Origin of the sequence: Streptomyces sp. NPDC048197 (assembly GCF_043202395.1) — a bacterium.
Lineage (GTDB): Bacteria > Actinomycetota > Actinomycetes > Streptomycetales > Streptomycetaceae > Streptomyces > Streptomyces siderophoricus.
The window spans coordinates 20,954-39,388 of record NZ_JBIDAJ010000053.1; the positions used below are offsets into that span (position 1 = coordinate 20,954).

At 73.1% G+C, this 18,435-nt stretch carries 14 protein-coding genes; 8 read left to right on the top strand and 6 right to left on the bottom strand.

All coding sequences use genetic code 11. The features are described from left to right. Positions 1-81: 81 nt before the first annotated feature. On the top strand, positions 82-300 hold the full coding sequence (locus ACGF4C_RS36980) for a hypothetical protein (RefSeq protein WP_030814821.1): 219 nt from the start codon (positions 82-84) through the stop codon (positions 298-300). A 133-nt stretch (positions 301-433) separates the two neighbouring features. Here ACGF4C_RS36980 and ACGF4C_RS36985 read toward each other — a convergent pair whose 3' ends face one another. After that, positions 434-2,932, bottom strand: a complete 2,499-nt coding sequence (locus ACGF4C_RS36985) for a PQQ-binding-like beta-propeller repeat protein (protein ID WP_393572652.1) — start codon at positions 2,930-2,932, stop codon at positions 434-436. A gap of 394 nt (positions 2,933-3,326) precedes the next feature. On the opposite strand from ACGF4C_RS36985, the gene ACGF4C_RS36990 reads away from it, so the two are divergent. The 3 genes from ACGF4C_RS36990 (at position 3,327) to ACGF4C_RS37000 (ending at position 5,181) form a co-directional block, all read left to right on the top strand. After that, a complete protein-coding gene (locus tag ACGF4C_RS36990; protein ID WP_051823611.1) occupies positions 3,327-3,647 on the top strand; it encodes a peptidase in 321 nt (106 codons plus the stop codon). A gap of 150 nt (positions 3,648-3,797) precedes the next feature. Continuing rightward, a complete protein-coding gene (locus ACGF4C_RS36995; RefSeq protein ID WP_393572655.1) occupies positions 3,798-4,352 on the top strand; it encodes a hypothetical protein in 555 nt (184 codons plus the stop codon). A 247-nt stretch (positions 4,353-4,599) separates the two neighbouring features. Continuing rightward, on the top strand, positions 4,600-5,181 hold the full coding sequence (locus ACGF4C_RS37000; protein WP_393572657.1) for a hypothetical protein: 582 nt from the start codon (positions 4,600-4,602) through the stop codon (positions 5,179-5,181). 24 nt (positions 5,182-5,205) lie between these two features. Here ACGF4C_RS37000 and ACGF4C_RS37005 read toward each other — a convergent pair whose 3' ends face one another. Then, on the bottom strand, positions 5,206-6,147 hold the full coding sequence (locus tag ACGF4C_RS37005; protein ID WP_393572659.1) for a hypothetical protein: 942 nt from the start codon (positions 6,145-6,147) through the stop codon (positions 5,206-5,208). Positions 6,148-6,170: 23 nt separating this feature from the next. Further along, positions 6,171-6,890 carry a TetR/AcrR family transcriptional regulator gene (locus ACGF4C_RS37010; RefSeq protein WP_393572661.1) on the bottom strand — a complete coding sequence of 240 codons (720 nt, stop codon included), beginning with the start codon at positions 6,888-6,890 and terminating at the stop codon, positions 6,171-6,173. Positions 6,891-7,083: 193 nt separating this feature from the next. Between ACGF4C_RS37010 and ACGF4C_RS37015 the strand changes: the two genes are divergently transcribed. The 3 genes from ACGF4C_RS37015 (at position 7,084) to ACGF4C_RS37025 (ending at position 10,451) form a co-directional block, all read left to right on the top strand. Further along, positions 7,084-7,911: a class I SAM-dependent methyltransferase gene (locus tag ACGF4C_RS37015; protein WP_393572663.1), complete on the top strand. Its 828-nt coding sequence runs from the start codon at positions 7,084-7,086 to the stop codon at positions 7,909-7,911. Positions 7,912-8,186: 275 nt separating this feature from the next. Continuing rightward, a complete protein-coding gene (gene sigJ / locus ACGF4C_RS37020; RefSeq protein WP_393572678.1) occupies positions 8,187-9,125 on the top strand; it encodes an RNA polymerase sigma factor SigJ in 939 nt (312 codons plus the stop codon). 159 nt (positions 9,126-9,284) lie between these two features. After that, positions 9,285-10,451, top strand: coding sequence for an NAD(P)/FAD-dependent oxidoreductase (locus ACGF4C_RS37025; protein WP_393572665.1), 1,167 nt, complete (start codon positions 9,285-9,287; stop codon positions 10,449-10,451). An 8-nt stretch (positions 10,452-10,459) separates the two neighbouring features. On the opposite strand, the gene ACGF4C_RS37030 is transcribed toward ACGF4C_RS37025, so the two are convergent. Continuing rightward, positions 10,460-11,869, bottom strand: coding sequence for a M1 family metallopeptidase (locus tag ACGF4C_RS37030; protein ID WP_393572667.1), 1,410 nt, complete (start codon positions 11,867-11,869; stop codon positions 10,460-10,462). A gap of 262 nt (positions 11,870-12,131) precedes the next feature. Beyond that, a complete protein-coding gene (locus ACGF4C_RS37035) occupies positions 12,132-13,652 on the bottom strand; it encodes a SulP family inorganic anion transporter (RefSeq protein WP_393572669.1) in 1,521 nt (506 codons plus the stop codon). Positions 13,653-15,861: 2,209 nt separating this feature from the next. Here ACGF4C_RS37035 and proC point away from each other — a divergent pair. Further along, positions 15,862-16,671 carry a pyrroline-5-carboxylate reductase gene (gene proC, locus ACGF4C_RS37040; protein WP_030417292.1) on the top strand — a complete coding sequence of 270 codons (810 nt, stop codon included), beginning with the start codon at positions 15,862-15,864 and terminating at the stop codon, positions 16,669-16,671. A gap of 310 nt (positions 16,672-16,981) precedes the next feature. On the opposite strand, the gene trpS is transcribed toward proC, so the two are convergent. Further along, entirely contained in the window at positions 16,982-18,040 is a 1,059-nt protein-coding gene (trpS, locus tag ACGF4C_RS37045) for a tryptophan--tRNA ligase (protein ID WP_393572674.1), read from the bottom strand. Between the last annotated feature and the right edge of the window lie 395 nt (positions 18,041-18,435).

An 18,435-nucleotide genomic window follows, 5' to 3' on the forward strand; every position in this document is an offset into this window, starting at 1 on the left:
CCTGGTGATGGCTGGAATACGCACAGTAGTCGGCCTCCGGAGTTCCGGGCAGGCGAACGACAGAAGGGCTGGTTGGTCAGGATGACCGCGGAACGGATCACGGCGAACGCGGCGGCGGAAGCGGCGTGCGACGAATTGATGAGGGCGCTGGCGCGGACCGGGATCGTGCTGCCGTCGCTGAGCGTCGACCCGGTGTCGTACAGCTACCAACACCCGCGTCCGCTGATCGAGTTGGGGCGGTGCAATCTGGAGACGACGTTCAAGCTGATCGCGGCGTTGAGGAAGGCGGCGGGGCGGTGAACGGTCCGACCGGGCGGTCCTCCGGGCAGCCGTCCCCGCGTCGCGTGCCGCTGCCACGGCACCGGAGTCCGTACGCCTACGACGCCATGAGCGGGCCGATGTTCATCGACACCCCGCTGCGGACCGTGCGGCCCTACCAGCTGGACGGGTCCTCCAGCGGGGCGGAGAACACCGTGCCGTCGGGGGCCGCCGCGTAGATCCGGCCGCGGCGGGCGTCGGTCCAGGGGGCGGGCACCGTCTCCAGATAGCCGTTGCTGCGGGTGCCGGACAGCCGCGGCCGGGTCTGGCCCACGACCCCGCCGTTGGCGGTGTCGACGGCGATCAGCCGGCCGTCGGCCGCGCTGAAGAACAGCCGGCCGCCGCTCACCACCGGCACCGACCCCCGGCTCACCGACGTCTCGGTGTACCAGTGGTGTGCCCCGGTGGCCTGCAACGCACCGCCCTCGCCGAGGAGATACACGGTCTCGCCGTGCACGACGGCGGAGACCTGGTCGGGTGAGCCGGTCACCGGCAGGGTGCGGGTGTGGCCGGTGGCGGGGTCGTAGCGGAGGACGCCGGTGGTCCGGTACGACAGCTTGGGGTCGGTGACGGTGAGGAACAGGGCCCGGGAGGCCCCGGACCCACCGTTCCCCGCCCGGCCGGGCGATCCGGCCGGTCCCGCCGGGGTGAGGAGGCCGGGCAGCCGGTGCGCCCAGCGGACCGTGCCGGTGGCCGGGTCGATGGCGGTGACCTGGGAGTGGGTGCCGTCGGCGGTGGGCTCGGCGGCGTACGCGGTGCCCGGCGCGCCGGCGAACGCCGTGAACAGCGGCAGTTCGTGGCCGGCGAAGCGCTTGTGCCAGCGCTGCCGGTGGGTGGCGCTGTCCAGCGCGGTGACCGTGCCGTCCGAGGCGGTCAGCAGCACGCGGTCGCCGATGACGGCGGCGCCGCCCTCGTAACCGGAGACGTCCTTGCTCCAGCGGGTGGCGCCCCGGCCGCCGGGGGAGGGGTCGAGGGCCGAGAGCCGTTTGCCGTCGGCGGAGAAGACGTAGAGCAGTCCGCCGGAGAGCACGGGCGCGGTCGGGGTCGTGGCCTGTTTGCCGGCGGGGGCGCCGGTGCGCCGCCAGGCCACGTGGCCGGTGTCGGGGTCGAGCCGGGCGGCGGGGAGCCCGGACTGGCCGCAGAAGACGGCGCCGGAGCCGCCGGTGCAGTACGCCATCTCGGCGTCGTGGCCCCGGGGACGCGGGGTGAGCGTGGTCCGCCAGGGGCGGGCGTCGCCGGTGGCGGTGCGGGGCGGGTGGGTCTGGAGCGCGGGGTCCTCGCCGGAGGCGGGGGCCAGGAGCCGGATGCCGGTGAAGACGGTGGCGACGGCCACGGTCACGGCGAGGGCCATGGCGGTGAGCGGGGCGCGGCGCTGGGGGCGCCCGGGATGCGGGCCCTCCTGCCGGTGGGCGCCCTCCGGCGGCCGGGGCGGAGCTGGTGAGTCCGGTGGTGCGGTTGTGCCCGTTGGTGCGGGCGCCTCCGGTATCGCTGTGGGCAGGGGGGCGGCGGCCCGTACGTGCGTGGTCTCCGCGCGCGAGGGGCCGGGCGTGTCCGCCCCGCCGCGCTGCTCGGGAATGCGCTGCTCGGGAATGCGCGGACCTGGACCGCTCGGATGCGGCGACAGCAACGGCGCACCCGAGGGCGGCGCACCCCGCGTTCCGGCCTCCCTGGCCTCCCCTGCCTCCCCGTCCTCCCCGGGCGGCACGCCCGCCGTCAGTCCCGGCAGCGCGCCCGGCACCGCACCGGCCACCGCGCCCGCCACCGTGCCCGGCACCGGGTCGTCCTCGGGTGCGTCGGTCTGCAGCAGCTCCATCAGGGCGTCCGGCGTGGGCCGGTCCGCCGGGTCCTTGGCCAGGCAGCTCTCGATCAGCGGCACCAACTCCCGCGGTACGCCCGCGAGATCGGCGTCGTCGTGCACCACCTGGTACGCGACGATGTACGGGCTCTCCGAGTCGAACGGGCCGCGCCCGGTGGCGGCGTGCACCAGCACCGAGCCCAGCGCGAAGACGTCCGCCGCCGGGCCGACCTCGCGCGGCCGCTGGAACTGCTCGGGCGCCATGAACGGCGGCGTACCGATCAACTTGCCGGTCTCGGTGCGCATATCGCTGTCGGACGGCCGCGAGATGCCGAAGTCGATGACTTTCGGCCCGTCCGCGGCGAGCAGTACGTTCCCCGGCTTCAGATCGCGGTGCACGACCCCGGCGCGGTGGATGTCGCGCAGTGCCTCGGCGAGCCCGGCGGCCAGCCGGCGCACCTCGCCGGGGGTCAGCGGGCCGTTCCGCTTCACATGATCGGAAAGCGTCGGGCCGGGAATGTGGAGGGTGGCCATCCAGGGGCGCCCGGCGTCCGGGTCGGCGTCCACGACGGGGGCCGTGAAGGCCCCGCTGACCCGGCGGGCGGCCGCCACCTCCTGCCGGAACCGCCCCCGGAACTCCGGGTCCTGGGCGAATTCCGCATGGATGACCTTGACCGCGAGCAACAGTCCGGAGGAGGAGCGGGCCAGATGGACCACGCCCATACCGCCGGCCCCGAGCCGCGCTTCCAGCCGGTATTTCCCGGCATATTCCGGACGCTCCGCTTCCGGGCCGATGCCGGAATCGCGCAGCGCTGGCATGGTTCCACCCCCGTGTCATTCCCCGTGCCAATCGGTCGCAGGTGCGACGCGCGGAGCCTAGTCGATGGCACGTACGAAAGCGCTGAGGCTTGCTAGCGTGCGCGTGGCACAACCGGCCCGGCACTGCTGGGCGTCACAGAACCGGCTCGGTATCGCTGGGCGTCACATGGCTCGTCCGGCACTGCCGGGCGTCGCGCAACCCGCTCGGCACCGCTGGGCGTCAGTCACAGAACCGGCTCGGTATCGCTGGGAGTCACATAACTCGTCCGGCATCGCTGGGTGCCATAGAACCGGCCCGGCACCGCCGGGCGTCACATAACCCGCCCGGCGCCGCTGGGCGTGGTACCACCGGGCCGGCGCCGCCGGCCGGAGAATCGTCAACGGGGGAACGGACATGACGACGACGCAGGAATCCGAATCCGCGGAGCCGGTCGACGACGGCCAGGTGCTCGCCGCAGCCGGGGGGCTCAGCTATCCGGTCGCGCCCGGCTACCGCGTCAAGGTCCGCAAGGGCCCCGGCACCGACTACCCGGTCGTCCGGCGGCTGGCGGAGGGCGCACGGATCGAGATCCGCTGCCAGCGGCACGGGGAGCGGGTCAGCGGCCCGTACGGCACCTCGGACATCTGGGACAGCATCGGCCCCGGCCAGTACATCTCCGACACGTACGTCCACACCGGCAGCGACGGCATGGTCGCGCCGCGCTGCATGGGGTGAGGGCCGCGCGGGGCGCGCCCCGCTTGGGCTGAGTGTTGTGGGGCGTGCGGGCTCCTTGGGTTGAGCTCCGTGGTGCGTGCGTGCTGCTTGGGCTGAGTGGGGTCCGTGGGCTCCGCGTCCTGTGATGAGGGCGCGGGGATAATCGGTGCCATGAGCGACGAGCAGACGCCGTCCCCCGGCCGTGCGGACGCCGGCGGGCCGGAGAGCGACGGCCCGCGGCCGGAGCCGATCCGTTTCTTCGGCACCACCTGGGTCCACCACGACGGCGGCTACGCGCTGCGCCGCGCCGGCGTCGCGGTGGGCTCGCTGGCGCTCGCCGCGGCCGGGGCCGTCGTGCTGCGCTTCGCGTTCCAGGGGCTGGAGATCGCCGCGGTCGGCCCGTTCGTCGGCATCCTGGTGGTCGCCGGCTTCGCCATCTGCAGCGCGCTGGCCTTCCGCCGCACCTGGGACGGCTTCGTACGCCGCCCCGGCGCGCCGGCGGCGGGCGCGGCAGATCAATCCGGGCAGAGCCTGATGCTCATCGGCTTCATCGGGTCCCTGCTGGCGTACTTCTGCCGCAGCCTGGTCGAGGCCCCGGGGGAGCGGCTGCACCGCGCCGAGTACGCCGCGGCCCGCGAACGCCACGAACGCCGCCGCGGCACCCGTACGGGCAACCCGGCAGCCCGCAAGCCGAAGAGCCCGAAGCGGCCCAGGAACCGCCACTGAGGGGTTGGGGCCGGCGGCCCCGACGGCTGCCAGTGACGTGACTCTCCGGTTCTTACCGCTCCTGCTGCTCCTGGCCTACTGCTGTTCCTGGCCTCCTGCTGCTTCTGGCCTGCTGCTGCTCCTGCAACTGTGTCCTGCCCATAAGCCCCGCCAACCGGGCGGGGCTTGTCGGCCGGCCCGGCATGGCGCCGTGCCGGGGCGCGGTGCGCCCGGATGCTGAGGGCCTCTGAGCCACGCGGGAGAGACCATGGGCGACCACTTCGGCCTTCAAGAAGCCCGGCACACGGCCTCGGTCGGCGCGAGCCGCGACACTCCCGGTCAGCCGGGGGTCATCGGCATCGCGCTCGCCGCCGTGCTCACGGCCGCACTCGCGCAGGGGTCCTGGCAATGGTTCGCCACCTACATCGGGGTGACCCTCCTTGCGGTGATCTTCTCCTTTCAGCGACTGCCGACCCGGGCGCCCGGATCTGCGTACCTGCGGAACCTGGTGGCGTATTCGCTGGTCGTCGGGCTGTGCGTGGCGATCACCCTGGCCCCTATGCTGCAGCGCTGGTCGTGGCTGTTCCCGATGCCCGGCACGCGCGCCGCGTGTCCCGCGCTGGGCAGGTACGAGGCCATCCGGGCGGAGGCCTCGCTCGCGCACCTGGCCGGTCGCGACGGCGCCGCCCTGGCCCACGCGCAGGCAGCCCAGAGCCATGTCGCCGTTGCCGACTGCCTGTCAGCCACCACGACCCTGTGGCTGCCTGTGTACGGGGCCGGGGCGGCCGTACTGGTGGGCCTGGGCGCATGGTCCCTCGACCGGGCGCGGACGAGGAAGGGGCGGCCATGACCGCCCGCCCACCGCTCAGGCCGCTCAGGCCCTCCCGTACCGGGCCGCCATCGCCGCGAACACCTCTCGCGGCTCCCAGTGCGTCTCGTCGAGCATCGTCACGACGCCGTACGACGTGAGGTCGGCGCCCTTACGGGTGTTGAACGCGGCGAAGGTGAACCACAGGGCGGTGTCCACGCCCTCCTTCTCGAAGACGTCCAGCAACTCGCCGAAGTAGCGCACCTGCTCGCCCTCGTCCGGCACCGCACCCGCCGGCGGCTGCCAGGCCAGCCCGCCCCGCTCGCCCGCGCCCCGGTAGGCGCAGGTGCCGAATTCGGTCACCGCGACCGGCTTGCCGTGCGCGAAGTGCTCGCGCACCTCCTCCCGGAACCGCCCCGCGTTGTACGCCGCCCGGTACGCGTCCACGCCCACGAGGTCGAACGGCCGCCAGTCGACCTTCTCCCAGGGGCCCGAGGCGTACGTGATCCGCCCGCCGAAGCGGCCCCGCACCAGCTCCGCGACCTCGGCGAGGAAGTCGTTCAGCCGCTCCTGTACGGGCCCCAGCGACATCCACCAGTCCCGGTCCCCCTTCACCATGGCGTCCAGCCGGTCGCCGTACTTCTCGCCGGGGATGAAGCCCGAGCAGAACGCGCTGATCTCGCAGCCGGCGACGAACACCACCTCGGCCCCGCCGGCCCGTACGGCCTCGGCGCGGTCCGCGCAGTCCGCGAAGAACGTCCGCAGCTCCGCCGGCCCCAGGTCCACCGGGAACGGCGCGAACCACACCTCGAGTCCGGCCTCCGCCGCGCAGCGGGCGGCCACGCTCAGCCGCTCCGGATCGCCGCCCGATATCCGCACCGCGTCGCAGTGCAGGTCCCGGGCGATGACCGCCATGTCCTTGCGGACGGCCTCCTCGGCGAAGCTCTTCCGCGAAAGGTCCTCGCCGGGAAGGAACCCGGTGTCGTAGTTGATTCCCCTTGCGCGCATGATCTGTCCGGTGTCCCCTCGGGTCAGTTTCTGGTGGGTGTGGCTCGGTGGGCGGTGTGCGTCTCAAGGCCGTCCGCCAGCAGGGAGAACGCCAACTCGACGTCCTCGGCGAGCCGTTGGCGGGCGTCGTCCAGCGAGGTGCCGTCGGCCAGCCGGCGGAAGAACGCCTCCTGGAGCGTGACCAGCGACGCGCTGATCTGAGCCGCCATCAGGACAGCGGCCATCTCCCCCCGGCCTCCGGCGTCCCGTTCGCCGGCGTCCGGTTCCCCGGGGTCCCGTTCCCCGGCGTCCCGCTCCCCGCCTTCCTCCCCGGCCGCAACGGCCTCCGTCTTCAGAGCCTCGGCGAGCTGCTGCCGCTGCTGGTAGAGCAGGGCGTTGGCGGCGGCGCTGAGTGCGGGGCTGTCGAAGATCACCCGGATCCGGGAGACCAGCACCTCGGGGTCGAGCCCGGTCATCGGCCCGGCCGCCAACGCCCGGAAGTGCGCCCGGAGCGCCTCCAGCGGCGACTGCCCGGCCGGCCGCCGGGTGACGATCCCCGCCAGGTCGTCGTCACCGACCCCCTGGAGCGCCAGTGACTCCTTCGTCGGGAAGTACGCGAACAACGTCGCCTTGGCGACCTCGGCCGCCTCCGCGATCTCGTTGACCGTCACCGCCTCGAACCCGCGCTCCGCGAACAACTGCCAGGCCACCGCCGCGATCCGCTGCCGCGTCTGCGCCTTCTTCCGCTCCCGCAAACCAGCCATGGCAGGACTATAGCCAGACCGAGCCTGAAAGTGAACCCGGTCTGGTTTTTGCCTCCTGGCGGCTCTTGATGGTGGCTGCCTGGCCGTTTGCGGCTGCCTGTCCGTGGCTGCCCGTGCCTGACTCCCGGTGTCCGGCTGCCGATTTTTCGTGAAGCGGCGGCGCGGCGGGTCGGCCGCGCGGCAGCATGCCCGTATGACCGGCACCCCACACCCGCCCGTACAGCCGCCGCCCCCGGGCAGTCTCGCCCGCTCCTTCGACGCCGTGGCCGGGCAGTACGCGTCCGCCCGGCCCGGCTATCCACCGGCCCTCTTCGCCGCGATCGAGGAACTGACCGGACGGCCGCTGGCCGGGGCGCGGGTGCTCGACGTCGGGGCGGGAACGGGCATCGCGACCGGCCTGCTCACGGCGCGCGGCGCGCGGGTGACCGCCGTGGAGCCGGGCGCCGCCATGGCCGCCGAACTGCACGCCGCCCACCCGGACGTCCCGCTCGTCCGCGGCGTCGGTGAGGCGCTCCCGTTCTCCGCCGACGCGGGCTTCGACCTCGTCGGCTACGCCCAGGCATGGCACTGGACCGACCCGGCGCGCTCCGTCCCGGAGGCATTGCGCGTGCTGCGGCCCGGGGGCGCGCTCGCGCTGTGGTGGAACGTGCCCGATCCGGACGTCGCCTGGGCCGCCGAACAGGAGGCCAGGCTCGCCCGCCGGCTCCCCGGCTACCACGCCCACCCCATCTCACCCGAGGCCCCCGAACTGCTCCGCGGCCTCGGCCTGGGCCTGCGCCCGGAATGCCGCGTGCTGCACTGGACCCGGCGGGTCCCCCTCGACACCCACCTCGCCATGCTCGGCAGCCGCTCGTACTTCGCTGCCCTCGGCCCGGCGGCCGCCGCCCCCGTCCTGGCGGCCGAACGGGCCGCCCTGCTGGACGTCTTCCCCGACGGCACGGTCGAGGAGGCGTACGCCCTCGACCTCACCGTCGCCCTCCGCCCACCGGTGTCACATCCGGCCCCGCCACGTCGTCCTTAGGGCGGGCCCACAGGGGCAGGCCCCAACAGGCAGGCCCTCCGGCCCGGCAGCGGACCGGGCAGGTGAACGGAGCGAGGGAGACACCGCACGTGGCGGAAGACCGCAGGGAGACCACAGACAGGAACACCGGCCCGGCCGCAAACAGCCACCCGAACCCCGGACCGGCCGCAAACAGCCACCCGCACCCCGGGCCCACCGCCAGCAGCCACCCGCACCCCGGCCCGGCCACCAGCACGCATACGTCACCAGCTGAACGGCCGCGGGCGGACGACCACCTGGCGACGTTCGAGGCGGAGCGGGGGCGGCTCTGGGGCATCGCGTACCGGATCACGGGGACGGTCAGCGATGCGGACGACGCCGTGCAGGAGACCTGGCTGCGATGGCAGGCGCTGCCCGGCGACCCACCGGTGGACAGCCCGCGCGGCTTCCTCACCACCGTCGTGAGCCGGATCTGCTACGACCTGCTGGGCTCGGCCCGGGCCCGCCGGGAACGGTACGTCGGACCGTGGTTGCCGGAACCGCTGGTCGACGGCGCCGGTGGCGACCCGCTGCCCGGCAGCGCGTACGGCGACGCGCCCGAGGACCGGGTCACCCTCGACGAGTCCGTGGGCATGGCCCTGCTCACCGTCCTGGAACGGCTCACCCCCGCCGAACGCACCGCGTTCATCCTCCACGACGTCTTCGCGGTCCCCTTCCCGGACGTTGCCGAGGCGGTCGGCCGCACGCCCGACGCGGTACGGCAGCTGGCCTCCCGCGCCCGCCGGCGGGTACGGGCCGAGGCGCCGCGCCGGACCGTCGACCGGACCGAACACCGGCGCACCGTCGAGGCGTTCCTGTCCGCCGTCATGGGCGGGGACCTCGACGCGCTGCTCGCCGTCCTCGACCCCGAGGTCGTCTGGCGTTCGGACGGCGGCGGCCGGGTGAGCGCCACGCGCCGCCCGGTCCTGGGCCGCGAGAAGGTCGCCCGCTACGCGCTGGGCCTGGTCGCCCGGGGCGCCGAACGCGGACCGGTGCGGGTCGCGCTCCAGCAGGTCAACGGCGCGACGGGGCTGCTCTTCGCCGACGCGGGGGGCCGCCAGTCCGGGGTGTTCGCCTTCACCGTGCACGACGGACGGATCACGGAGGTGGACGCCGTCCTCAACCCGGAGAAGCTCGGCCACGTCGCTCTCGGCCTCGTCGATCCCGGCCGTGCGACCGTCTCCGGCCAGAAGTGAAGGCGCCGCCGCCCCTCCTCCTACCTCCTACTTCCTCCCTCCCCACCTCCCCGTCCTGCCCCCGCTGTCACATTCCCGCCTCCCACGTCGTCCCCCTTCCGGCGCCGCACCATCCGGTCGCCCCACCCAGGGAAACGACACCCCGTCCAGGAGGACGCCATGAACAAGCCCACGAACGGTGTGCCCGACCACCGGCCCCGTGGCGCTCGCCGCCGCCCCCGCCCCCGCAAGGCCGCAGGCGGCAGGGTCGTCGTCCTCGGCGGCGGCTACGCGGGCATGATGGCCGCGCTGCGGCTCGCCCCGCACGCACAGGTGACGCTGGTCGACCCCGACGACCGGCTCACCGAACGGGTCCGGCTGCACGAAGTCGCCGCCGGACGGCCCGAAGTGGCCCATTCCCGGGCCGAGTTGCTGCGCGGCACCGGCGTCGAGCACCTCGCCGCCCGGGCCACCGCCCTCGACCCCGACGCCCGCGCCGTGCACACCGACCGCGGCCGCAGCCTCCTCTACGACCGCCTGGTCTATGCCCTCGGCAGCCACACCGACCCGCGCGGCGCCGGGCAGCGGTCCTTCACCGCCGAGACCGCCCCCGCCCTCCACCAGCGGCTGCTGACCGGACCCGGCGCACTGGCGGTGGTCGGCGGCGGACTCACCGGCATCGAGATGGCCGCCGAACTCGCCGAGGCCCACCCCGAGTGGCAGGTCCGGCTGCTCACCGGCGGCGAACTCGGCCCGGGACTGTCGGCCCGCGGCCGCTCCCACGTACGGACCGTCCTCGCCCGGCTGCGGGCACGCGTCACCGAGGGCCGGCACGTCGCCGACGCGGACGACCTGGACGCGGACGCCGTGGTGTGGACGGCCGCCCTGCGGGCCACCGGGGACCTCGCCCGGGACGCGGGCCTCGACACCGACCCGGCAACCGGCCGCATCCGGGTCGACGCCGCACTGCGCTCGGTCAGCCACCCGGACGTCTACGTCGCCGGCGACGCGGCCGAGGCCCGGTCCCCCCGGGCCGGCACCCTCCGCATGGCCTGCGCCACCGCCCTGCCGACCGGCGCCCACGCGGCCGCCGGCATCATCGCCGAACTCCGCGGCACGGAGCCCCGCCCGCTGTCGTTCTCCTACTTCGTGCAGTGCGTGAGCCTGGGCCGGCACGACGGCCTGATCCAGTCCGTACGCGCCGACGACACCCCACGCGAAACGGTCCTGACCGGCCGCCCGGCAGCCCACGTCAAGGAACAGGTGGTCCGCTCCACCCGCCGCTTCCTCACCCTCACGGCCCGTCACCCGGCCGCGGCCCGCCTGATGATCCCGAACGTCAGTTAGCGGGCCGCTCAGAACACCCGCTCCGGCTTCCCCTTCCCGTACAGCCACGCGTCGAAGAGGGGCTTCAGGTCCACGTCCGTGCGCGCCTGGCAGAAGGCGATGAAGTCCTTCGAATCGGCGTTGGCGTAGCGGTACTTGGCCGGCCACTCCTTCAGGATCCGGAAGAACGTCTTGTCACCCACGGCCCTGCGGAGTTGCTGGAGCAGCATCCCGCCGCGCTCGTAGACGGCCGTGCCGGTGACGTTCTTCGCGGCGCCCGGACGGCCCGGTGGGAAGTCCCAGCGCTCGTTGTGCGGGTCGTCCTTGTAGAGCGCGTCGAACTGCTGCTGGGGCGTCTTGCCGCCCTCGTGCTCCTCCCACAGCCACTCGACGTAGGTCGCGAAGCCCTCGTTGAGCCAGGTGTCCTGCCAGGTCTTCGGCGTCACCGAATCACCGAACCACTGGTGCGCCATCTCGTGCACGACGGTCACGGTGTCCGGCGCCCCGGCGTAGACCGGTTTGGTCTGGGACTCCAGGGCGTACCAGTCGATCCGCGGCGGGGTGTGGTCGACGATCGCGCCCGCCGAGGAGAACGGGTACTTCCCGAACAGCCCGCTCTCCCACTTGATGATCTCCGGCAGCCGGGCCAGCGGCTCCCGGCTCGCCGCGGCCTCCGCCGGGTCCACCGCGACGTACAGCGGCAGCCCGCCGGGCGTGCGGGAGGTGTGGACCTCGAACGTGCCGATGGTGGCGGTCGCCAGGTAGCTGGCCATCGGCTCCGGGTTGTGCCAGGTGAACGTGGCCTTCCCCTTGGACACCTTCTCCGAGCGCAGCTCCCCGTTGGCGACGGCCGTGTAGCGCCGCGGAACGGTGATCCGGAAGTCGTAGGTGGCCTTGTCCTCCGGGTGGTTGTTGCCGGGGAACCACGTCATCGCCCCGGCCGGCTCCCCCGACACGAACGCCCCGTCGGACGTCTTGACCCACCCCTCCGTCGACCCGTCCGGGTCCCGCAGCTCCTGCGGGGTGCCCGCGTACGCGACGGTGGTCCGGAACTGCGTGCCCTTCGCGATCCCCACCGGCGGCCGCACCGTGAGCTTGTGGCCCTTGCGGGAGAACGACGCGTCCTTGCCGTCGACGCGTACCGCGGACACCCGCAGCCCCTCCAGGTCCAGCTGGAAGGAGCGCAGGTCCTGGGTGGCCCGGGCGGTGATCTCCGCCGTCGCGTCCAGATGCTTCCGGCGGACGTCGTAGTCCAGGTCGAGGCCGTAATGCCGGACGTCGTAACCGCCGTTGCCGAGCGCCGGGAAGAGCGGGTCGCCCACCCCGCCGCTGCCCGCCGTCCCGGTGGCGCTCAGGGCGGCACCGGTGCAGGAGGACAGCAGCAGGGCGACGGACAGGGCGGCGGTCGCCCCGCAGCGACGAAGGGGCCGGCGGTTCACAGCACTCCTCGGGGGTCAGCGGTCACCAGCCCTTTGACCCTACGGTCATTTCCGCCGTAACGCCGCTCTGTTGTTGTAAGGGTTGTTCGTTGCCGTAAGCCCCGCGGCCGGCGATAACGGCCGCCGGGGCTTACGTGCCTACATGCCTACATGCCTACGTGCCTACGTGCCTACGGGCCTACGGGCCTAAGGCTTCCGCGCTTACGGCCCACCGTCCTCCGGCCCTACGGCTTCCGTGCTTCCGGCCCCCGGCCCTCCGTCCCTACGGTGCGACGGACGGTGTGGTCCGCCGTGCCGTCCCGTCCGGCCCGCGGCGCTGCTCCTCCCAGTTGCCGAGCGCCGCCGCACATGCATGGTCGAGATGGCGCAGCCCGGACAGATCCAGCTCGATCTCCCGGTCCCGGGGCAGCGCCTCCAGCTGGTCGAGCAGCTTCGGCAGCCGCAGGAACGTCGCATGGCCCACGGCCCGGACCCGGATCGCCCCACTGCCCTCCAGACCGGTCACCTCCAGGTGCACCTGCGAGGTCGCCCACGCCGACTTGGCGACGGCCAGCAGCAGCCCGAGCAGCACCCCCTCGAACATGTTGGTGGCCACGATCGCCACCGCCGTCGCCGCCAGCACCACGGCCTCACCCCGGTGCTCCCGCCACAGCGGCCGCCACGTCCTCACCGGCAGCAACTTCCAGCCCGCGTGCACCAGAACGGCCGCGAGTGCCGCGATCGGCACGATGCCCAGCGCGGCCGGGAACGCCGCCGCGAACACCAGCAGCCAGACCCCGTGCAGCACCCGCGACGCCTTGGTCCGCGCCCCAGCCTGCACATTGGCCGCGCTACGTACGATCACCGCGGTCATCGGCAGTGCGCCGAGCAGGCCGCACACCGTGTTGCCGGCGCCCTGGGCCATCAGCTCCTTGTCGTAGTCGGTCTTCGGCCCGTCGTGCAGCCGGTCCACCGCCGCCGCGCTGAACAGCGATTCGGCCGAGGCGATCAGCGCGAAGGCGAGCACGGTGCCCAGCACCCCGGCCACCGCACCGGCCTCCACCAGCCGGGCGACATCCGCCCCACCCGGCGGCTGGACCACTTCCAGCAGCCCCGACACCTCGACCCGCGCCACCGGCAGATCCAGCACCGCCACGGCGACGGTCGCCAGCGCCACCGCGACCAGCGGCGCGGGCAGCACCCGGGCCGCCCGCCGCCACTTCGGCCACAGCACCAGCACCGCCAGCGTCGACGCCCCGACCGCCAGCGCCAGCAACGCCGGGTCGGACCCGATGGTGTCCACCGCGAGATCCGGCAGCCCACCCAGATTCGCCGGCCCGTTGCCCGGTGCCTTCGCGTCCACCAGCGCGTACACCTGCCCGGCGATCAGCACCAGCCCGATGCCCGCCAGCATCCCCTGCACGACCGCGACGGAGATCGCCCGGAACCACCGCCCCAGCCGCAGCGCCCCCATCACCAGCTGCAGCACCCCGGCGCTCAGCACCAGAACGCCCAGCGCACCGAGCCCGTACTCCTGCACGGCCTCGTAGACCAGCACGGTCAGCCCCGCGGCCGGCCCGCTGACCTGCAGACTGCTCCCCGGCAGCAACCCGGTGAGCAACCCGCCGACGATCCCGGTGACCAGCCCCAACTCAGCCGGCACCCCGGACGCCACGGCCACCCCGACACACAGCGGCACGGCAACCAGAAACACCACCATCGAGGCGGTGACATCAGCACGGACGTGCCGCGGACGACCGGCGCGCCCCGAAGGGCCAGGGCGAGCCCCACGGGCTCCCTGCACTTCCCGCCCCTCACGCGGCGGCGCAACGTCCCGCCGGGACGACCTGTCCTGCCGGGACGGTACGGGTTGGGACGGTACGGGCCGGGACGGGGACGATATGGACGGCTGGACGGAACGGCCGCGACGGACTCGGAACCTACGCATGAGATGCCTCCAGCGAATCGGAATGCGGCGACCCGGAACGCGGACACACACGGCAGGCACGAACCAGGACGGCCGGGCACGGGCACGAGGCCGCACACGAGCGCGTACGGGTCCGCACCGCCACACGCGAACCGCGCGGCAGGCGCCATGAAGGGTGCGGAGCGATGACGGCTGGATTCCGTCGGATGCGCGGGCCGGGGGAGGCCCTGGGGCAGCTCTCAGCTCTCAGCAGCGGAAAACGAGATGGTGGACCGGAAGTTCACCCGACCTCGACAACGGCACGGCCTGACGCCCCGTCAGTGGCGCGGTGATGGCCGGCCCGCCCTCAACGGTCCGTACGGGCGCGGCGGTCGACACGGCATTCCCCGACGGCACCGGAGCGCACAGCGAACCGCTGGACCGCCCACCCCGCCGCGCCGGACAACCCTCCCGGGCAGCATGCGGATGCCCCAAAGCATCCCCGACCACCGGCCCCTCACCCGCCGACGGCCCTACCGCGCCCAAGCCCCCCGCTTCACGCCCTGCCCCGAACGAGCGCGCGGCCTCGCCCAAGCGCCCGACCACTTCACCAAGATCCCCGTACCCGACCACGTCCGGGCCGCCATACCTGACCACACCGAGGCCGCCGTACCCGACTGCATCGCGGCCGCCGTATCCGACTGCGTCCAGGTCGCCGTATCCGACCACGCGCGGGACGACGTACCCGACCGACGAGACCGAGACCGAACCCGAAGCCGAACCCGAAGCCGAACCCGAAGCTGAGGCCGAGACGGAAGCCGAACCCGAAGCTGAGGCCGAATCCGAGGCCGAGTCCGAAGCCGAACCAGAAGCCGAGGTCGGACCCGAAGTCGAAGCCGAAGCCGAAGCCGAGGTCGAGGCTCCTCGCCCGCCCACCCCGTATACACCCGCGCCAACGGAGGGAGGCAAGGACAGCGCCGGTACGAACGCCACGACGAGGCCCACCACAACGATCACGACGATCATCAGGAGCCGGCCGAGGCCGCCGACCCGGATCTTCGCCATCGTCGCCCCCTCCGGCGCGGCTGGACAGGTCCCCCCATTGTGTCGAGCCTCAGCCGCCGGGTCGCAGCTCGGCAAGTAACCACCCTGTAAACGCGGGGTTATCCAACAGGACGGAATGGTTCCGTTCACGCCAGCGCCCGCCGGCGCCCCCAACCCACCCCCACGCGCCACCCCGCACCCCACTTCCACCCCCACGCCAACCCCCCACGCCAACCCCCAACGCCAAACCCCGACGCCAAACCCCGACGCCAACGCCGCCCTGCCCTGCAGTCACCCGCAACGACCCGCAACGACCCCTACGGATCCCGCCCTCGGAACACCCGCCCAATCCCCCGCTCCCCAAGCCCACCCCCCTCCCTCACTCTCTGCTACTCTCACCAGGAACTAATCACTCTCCGTAATCGTTGCCGGAATAAGGAGGCAGCGGCGCCGGCCCACAGGCACCCCGCAGCCACCCCACCCCAACCGAAGACGCCCACCCCCACCCCATTCGCCCCCCAGCCCACCAACCGCCCCCGCCCCAGCCCCCAACCGCCCGCCTCACTGCCACCGACCGTGGGCCCATCCCCGACCTCCGGCCCCCGCCCGGCCCGCCCCCGCACCCGGCGAAAGCCCCGCCACCCCGCCGCCGACGTGGGGCACCGACATACGCCCCGCCCACCGCCCCCGCCCACATGGCTCGGCCCCTCCCGCATCCCCCGCGCCTCTGCCCACGTCACGCAGTGCCAGTCGCAGGCCATGCCGCGGTCCACCCACGTGCTGCGGTCCACTCACACTGCGGTCCACCCACGTGCTGCGGTCCATCGACGCGCGGGCCCACCGACGTGCCAGGTCCACCGACGTGCCGGGCCCACCGACGTGCCGGGTCCACCCAGCGGAACGCGCCGCCAGCGGTCAACCCACGGTGCGAGGATGACGACAACAGGCACATGGGTGGAGGCGCTCGGCGGCCCAGAGGTACAGCCAGCCCGGCCACCCCAGCCACCACACGCACCAGTAGAAGCAGCACCGGCACAGCGCAGCGGAAAGGCGAACCGGCACCATGACCCAGAAGGTCGCAGTCCTCGGCACCGGAAAGATCGGCGAAGCCCTCCTCAGCGGAATGATCCGCGGCGGCTGGGCGCCCTCCGACCTGCTGGTCACCGCCCGCCGCCAGGAGCGCGCCGCCCAACTGCACGACCGTTACGGCGTCGAAGCGGTCAGCAACGCCGAGGCCGCCAAGTCCGCCGACACCCTGATCCTCACCGTCAAGCCCCAGGACATGGGCACGCTGCTCCGCGAGCTGGCTCCGCACGTCCCCACCGACCGCCTGGTCATCAGTGGCGCAGCCGGCATCCCCACCTCGTACTTCGAGGAGCGCCTGGCCACCGGCACCCCGGTCGTCCGGGTCATGACGAACACCCCGGCCCTTGTCGACGAGGCGATGTCCGTCATCTCCGCCGGCACCCACGCCACCGCCGCCCACCTCACCCGCGCCGAGGAGATCTTCTCCACTGTCGGCAAGACCCTCCGCGTGCCCGAGAGCCAGCAGGACGCCGCGACCGCCCTCTCCGGCTCGGGCCCCGCGTACTTCTACTTCCTCGTCGAGGCCATGACGGACGCCGGCATCCTGCTCGGCCTGCCCCGTGACAAGGCCCACGACCTCATCGTCCAGGCCGCGATCGGGGCCGCCGTGATGCTCCGCGACAGCGGCGAACACCCGGTCAAACTCCGCGAAAACGTCACCTCGCCGGCCGGCACCACCATCAACGCCATTCGCGAACTGGAGAACCACGGCGTCCGCGCCGCCCTCATCGCTGCCCTCGAAGCCGCCCGCGACCGCAGCCGCGAACTGGCCACCGGCAACGGCTGACCCGCCCCCGCCACCGGTTGCCCCGCAGCCCCGACCCGGCTGTGCCTGGGCGTCCCCCGTCGGCGCGCCGCTACGGGGAGGTACAGAGGTACAGGGGACGACCCCCTAAACGGGCATCCCCTATGACGACGTACGGGCACGCCCCATAAACAGGCACGCACCTTCGAAGAACGTACGGCCACGCTCACAAACGGACCGTCCACAAACGCGACGTCCACAAACGGGCACGCCCCTGCGAGGGGCCCACCCCTTATGGGCGGGCCCCGAATGCCTACACCGCTACGGCGCTACGCCCCTACGCCCCACACCCCTAAACCCCCACCCCCATAGCCCGATAAGCCGCGTCCACCCGTGGTTTTGCCAAGTTGCGGGCGCGGTCGGCCCCGGTCCGTAGGATTTCGTCGACGTATGCCGGGTCCGCCGCCAGTTCCGCATGGCGTTCGCGTACCGGCCGCAGAGTTTCGACCACCGCGTCCGCCACGTCCTTCTTCAGGGCGCCGTACGACGCGTAGCCCTCGGCCAGGCGCTCAGGGTCCCCGTCCGTACAGGCCGCCAGTACGTCCAGCAGGTTCGCGATCCCCGGCCGCGTCTCCCGCTCGTAGACGACGCCATCGCCGTCGTCGGTCACCGCCCGCATCACCTTCTTCCGCACTGCCTCCGGCTCGTCCAGCAGAAAGACGGTCCCCGCGGTCCGGGCGTGCGATTTGCCCATCTTCGACGTCGGATCCTGCAGATCCATCACCCGCGCGGCCACCCGCGGACGCGTCGCCTTCGGCACGACGAACGTCGCCCCGTACCGCTGGTTGAACCGCACCGCGAGGTCCCGCGTCAGCTGCACATGCTGGGTCTGGTCGTCCCCGACCGGCACCTCGTCCGTCCCGTACGCGAGGATGTCCGCCGCCATCAGCGTCGGATACGTCAGCAGCGACAGGCGCACGCTCCCGCCGCGCGCCTGCTCCCGCGCGGCCTTCTCCTTGTACTGGATCATGCGCCGCATTTCCCCGTCGGTGGCGGTGCACTCCATCAGGTACGCCAGTCGCAGATGCTCATCGACCTGGCTCTGCACGAAGACCGTGCACTGCTCCGGATCCAGTCCCGCGGCCAGCAGCAGCGACGCGGCCTGCCGGCTCAGCCGCTGCACCCGCGCCGGATCGTGTTCCACGGTCAGCGCGTGCAGATTGACCACGCAGAACAGCGCGTCCGCCCGGTGCTGCTCCTCCGTCACCCACCGCCGCACCGCCCCGAGGTAGTTCCCCAGCGTCAGGTGCCCCGTCGGCTGCACCCCGCTGAACACCCGCACGCGACCGCCGCGCCCCGGCACCAGGTCGCCCCCGGCCCCGCCGGCCCGCTCCCGCACCAGTTCACTCATCCGTCATCTCTCCCGATTCCCGCACTCCCGGAGTTCCCGGGGTGCGCATCGAGACCGCCGACCTCGCCGGCCGGCTACGAGAAGCAGAAACGCGAACGGCCGCCGAAGCGGCGGCCGTGGTCATGCATGCGCTGTGGTCGGCCGCCGTCAGGCGGGCCACCACTGCTGTACGAGCGCATGCGCAGTCATGCCGCCCAAAGTACCGCGCAAATGGGCGCCCGGCACGGGTTTGAAGCACCTCACCCGCTCGTGTAGTGTTCTCCGAGTTGCCACGGAGCCGACCGGCCCCGGACAACCATCCCGCCGCCTCGCGGCACACCACTACTGCACGGCCCCTCACCGGGAACAATTTCGGCATGCCGAAATTCGGACCGTGGCGCGATTATGCGTCGACG

Excerpts from the sequence above, each read along its gene's own strand:
- ACGF4C_RS36980 (WP_030814821.1), top strand. The coding sequence starts at position 82 with ATGACCGCGGAACGGATCACGGCGAACGCGGCGGCGGAAGCGGCGTGC.
- ACGF4C_RS36985 (WP_393572652.1), bottom strand. The coding sequence starts at position 2,932 with ATGCCAGCGCTGCGCGATTCCGGCATCGGCCCGGAAGCGGAGCGTCCG.
- ACGF4C_RS36990 (WP_051823611.1), top strand. The coding sequence starts at position 3,327 with ATGACGACGACGCAGGAATCCGAATCCGCGGAGCCGGTCGACGACGGC.
- ACGF4C_RS36995 (WP_393572655.1), top strand. The coding sequence starts at position 3,798 with ATGAGCGACGAGCAGACGCCGTCCCCCGGCCGTGCGGACGCCGGCGGG.
- ACGF4C_RS37000 (WP_393572657.1), top strand. The coding sequence starts at position 4,600 with ATGGGCGACCACTTCGGCCTTCAAGAAGCCCGGCACACGGCCTCGGTC.
- ACGF4C_RS37005 (WP_393572659.1), bottom strand. The coding sequence starts at position 6,147 with ATGCGCGCAAGGGGAATCAACTACGACACCGGGTTCCTTCCCGGCGAG.
- ACGF4C_RS37010 (WP_393572661.1), bottom strand. The coding sequence starts at position 6,890 with ATGGCTGGTTTGCGGGAGCGGAAGAAGGCGCAGACGCGGCAGCGGATC.
- ACGF4C_RS37015 (WP_393572663.1), top strand. The coding sequence starts at position 7,084 with ATGACCGGCACCCCACACCCGCCCGTACAGCCGCCGCCCCCGGGCAGT.
- ACGF4C_RS37025 (WP_393572665.1), top strand. The coding sequence starts at position 9,285 with ATGAACAAGCCCACGAACGGTGTGCCCGACCACCGGCCCCGTGGCGCT.
- proC (WP_030417292.1), top strand. The coding sequence starts at position 15,862 with ATGACCCAGAAGGTCGCAGTCCTCGGCACCGGAAAGATCGGCGAAGCC.
- trpS (WP_393572674.1), bottom strand. The coding sequence starts at position 18,040 with ATGAGTGAACTGGTGCGGGAGCGGGCCGGCGGGGCCGGGGGCGACCTG.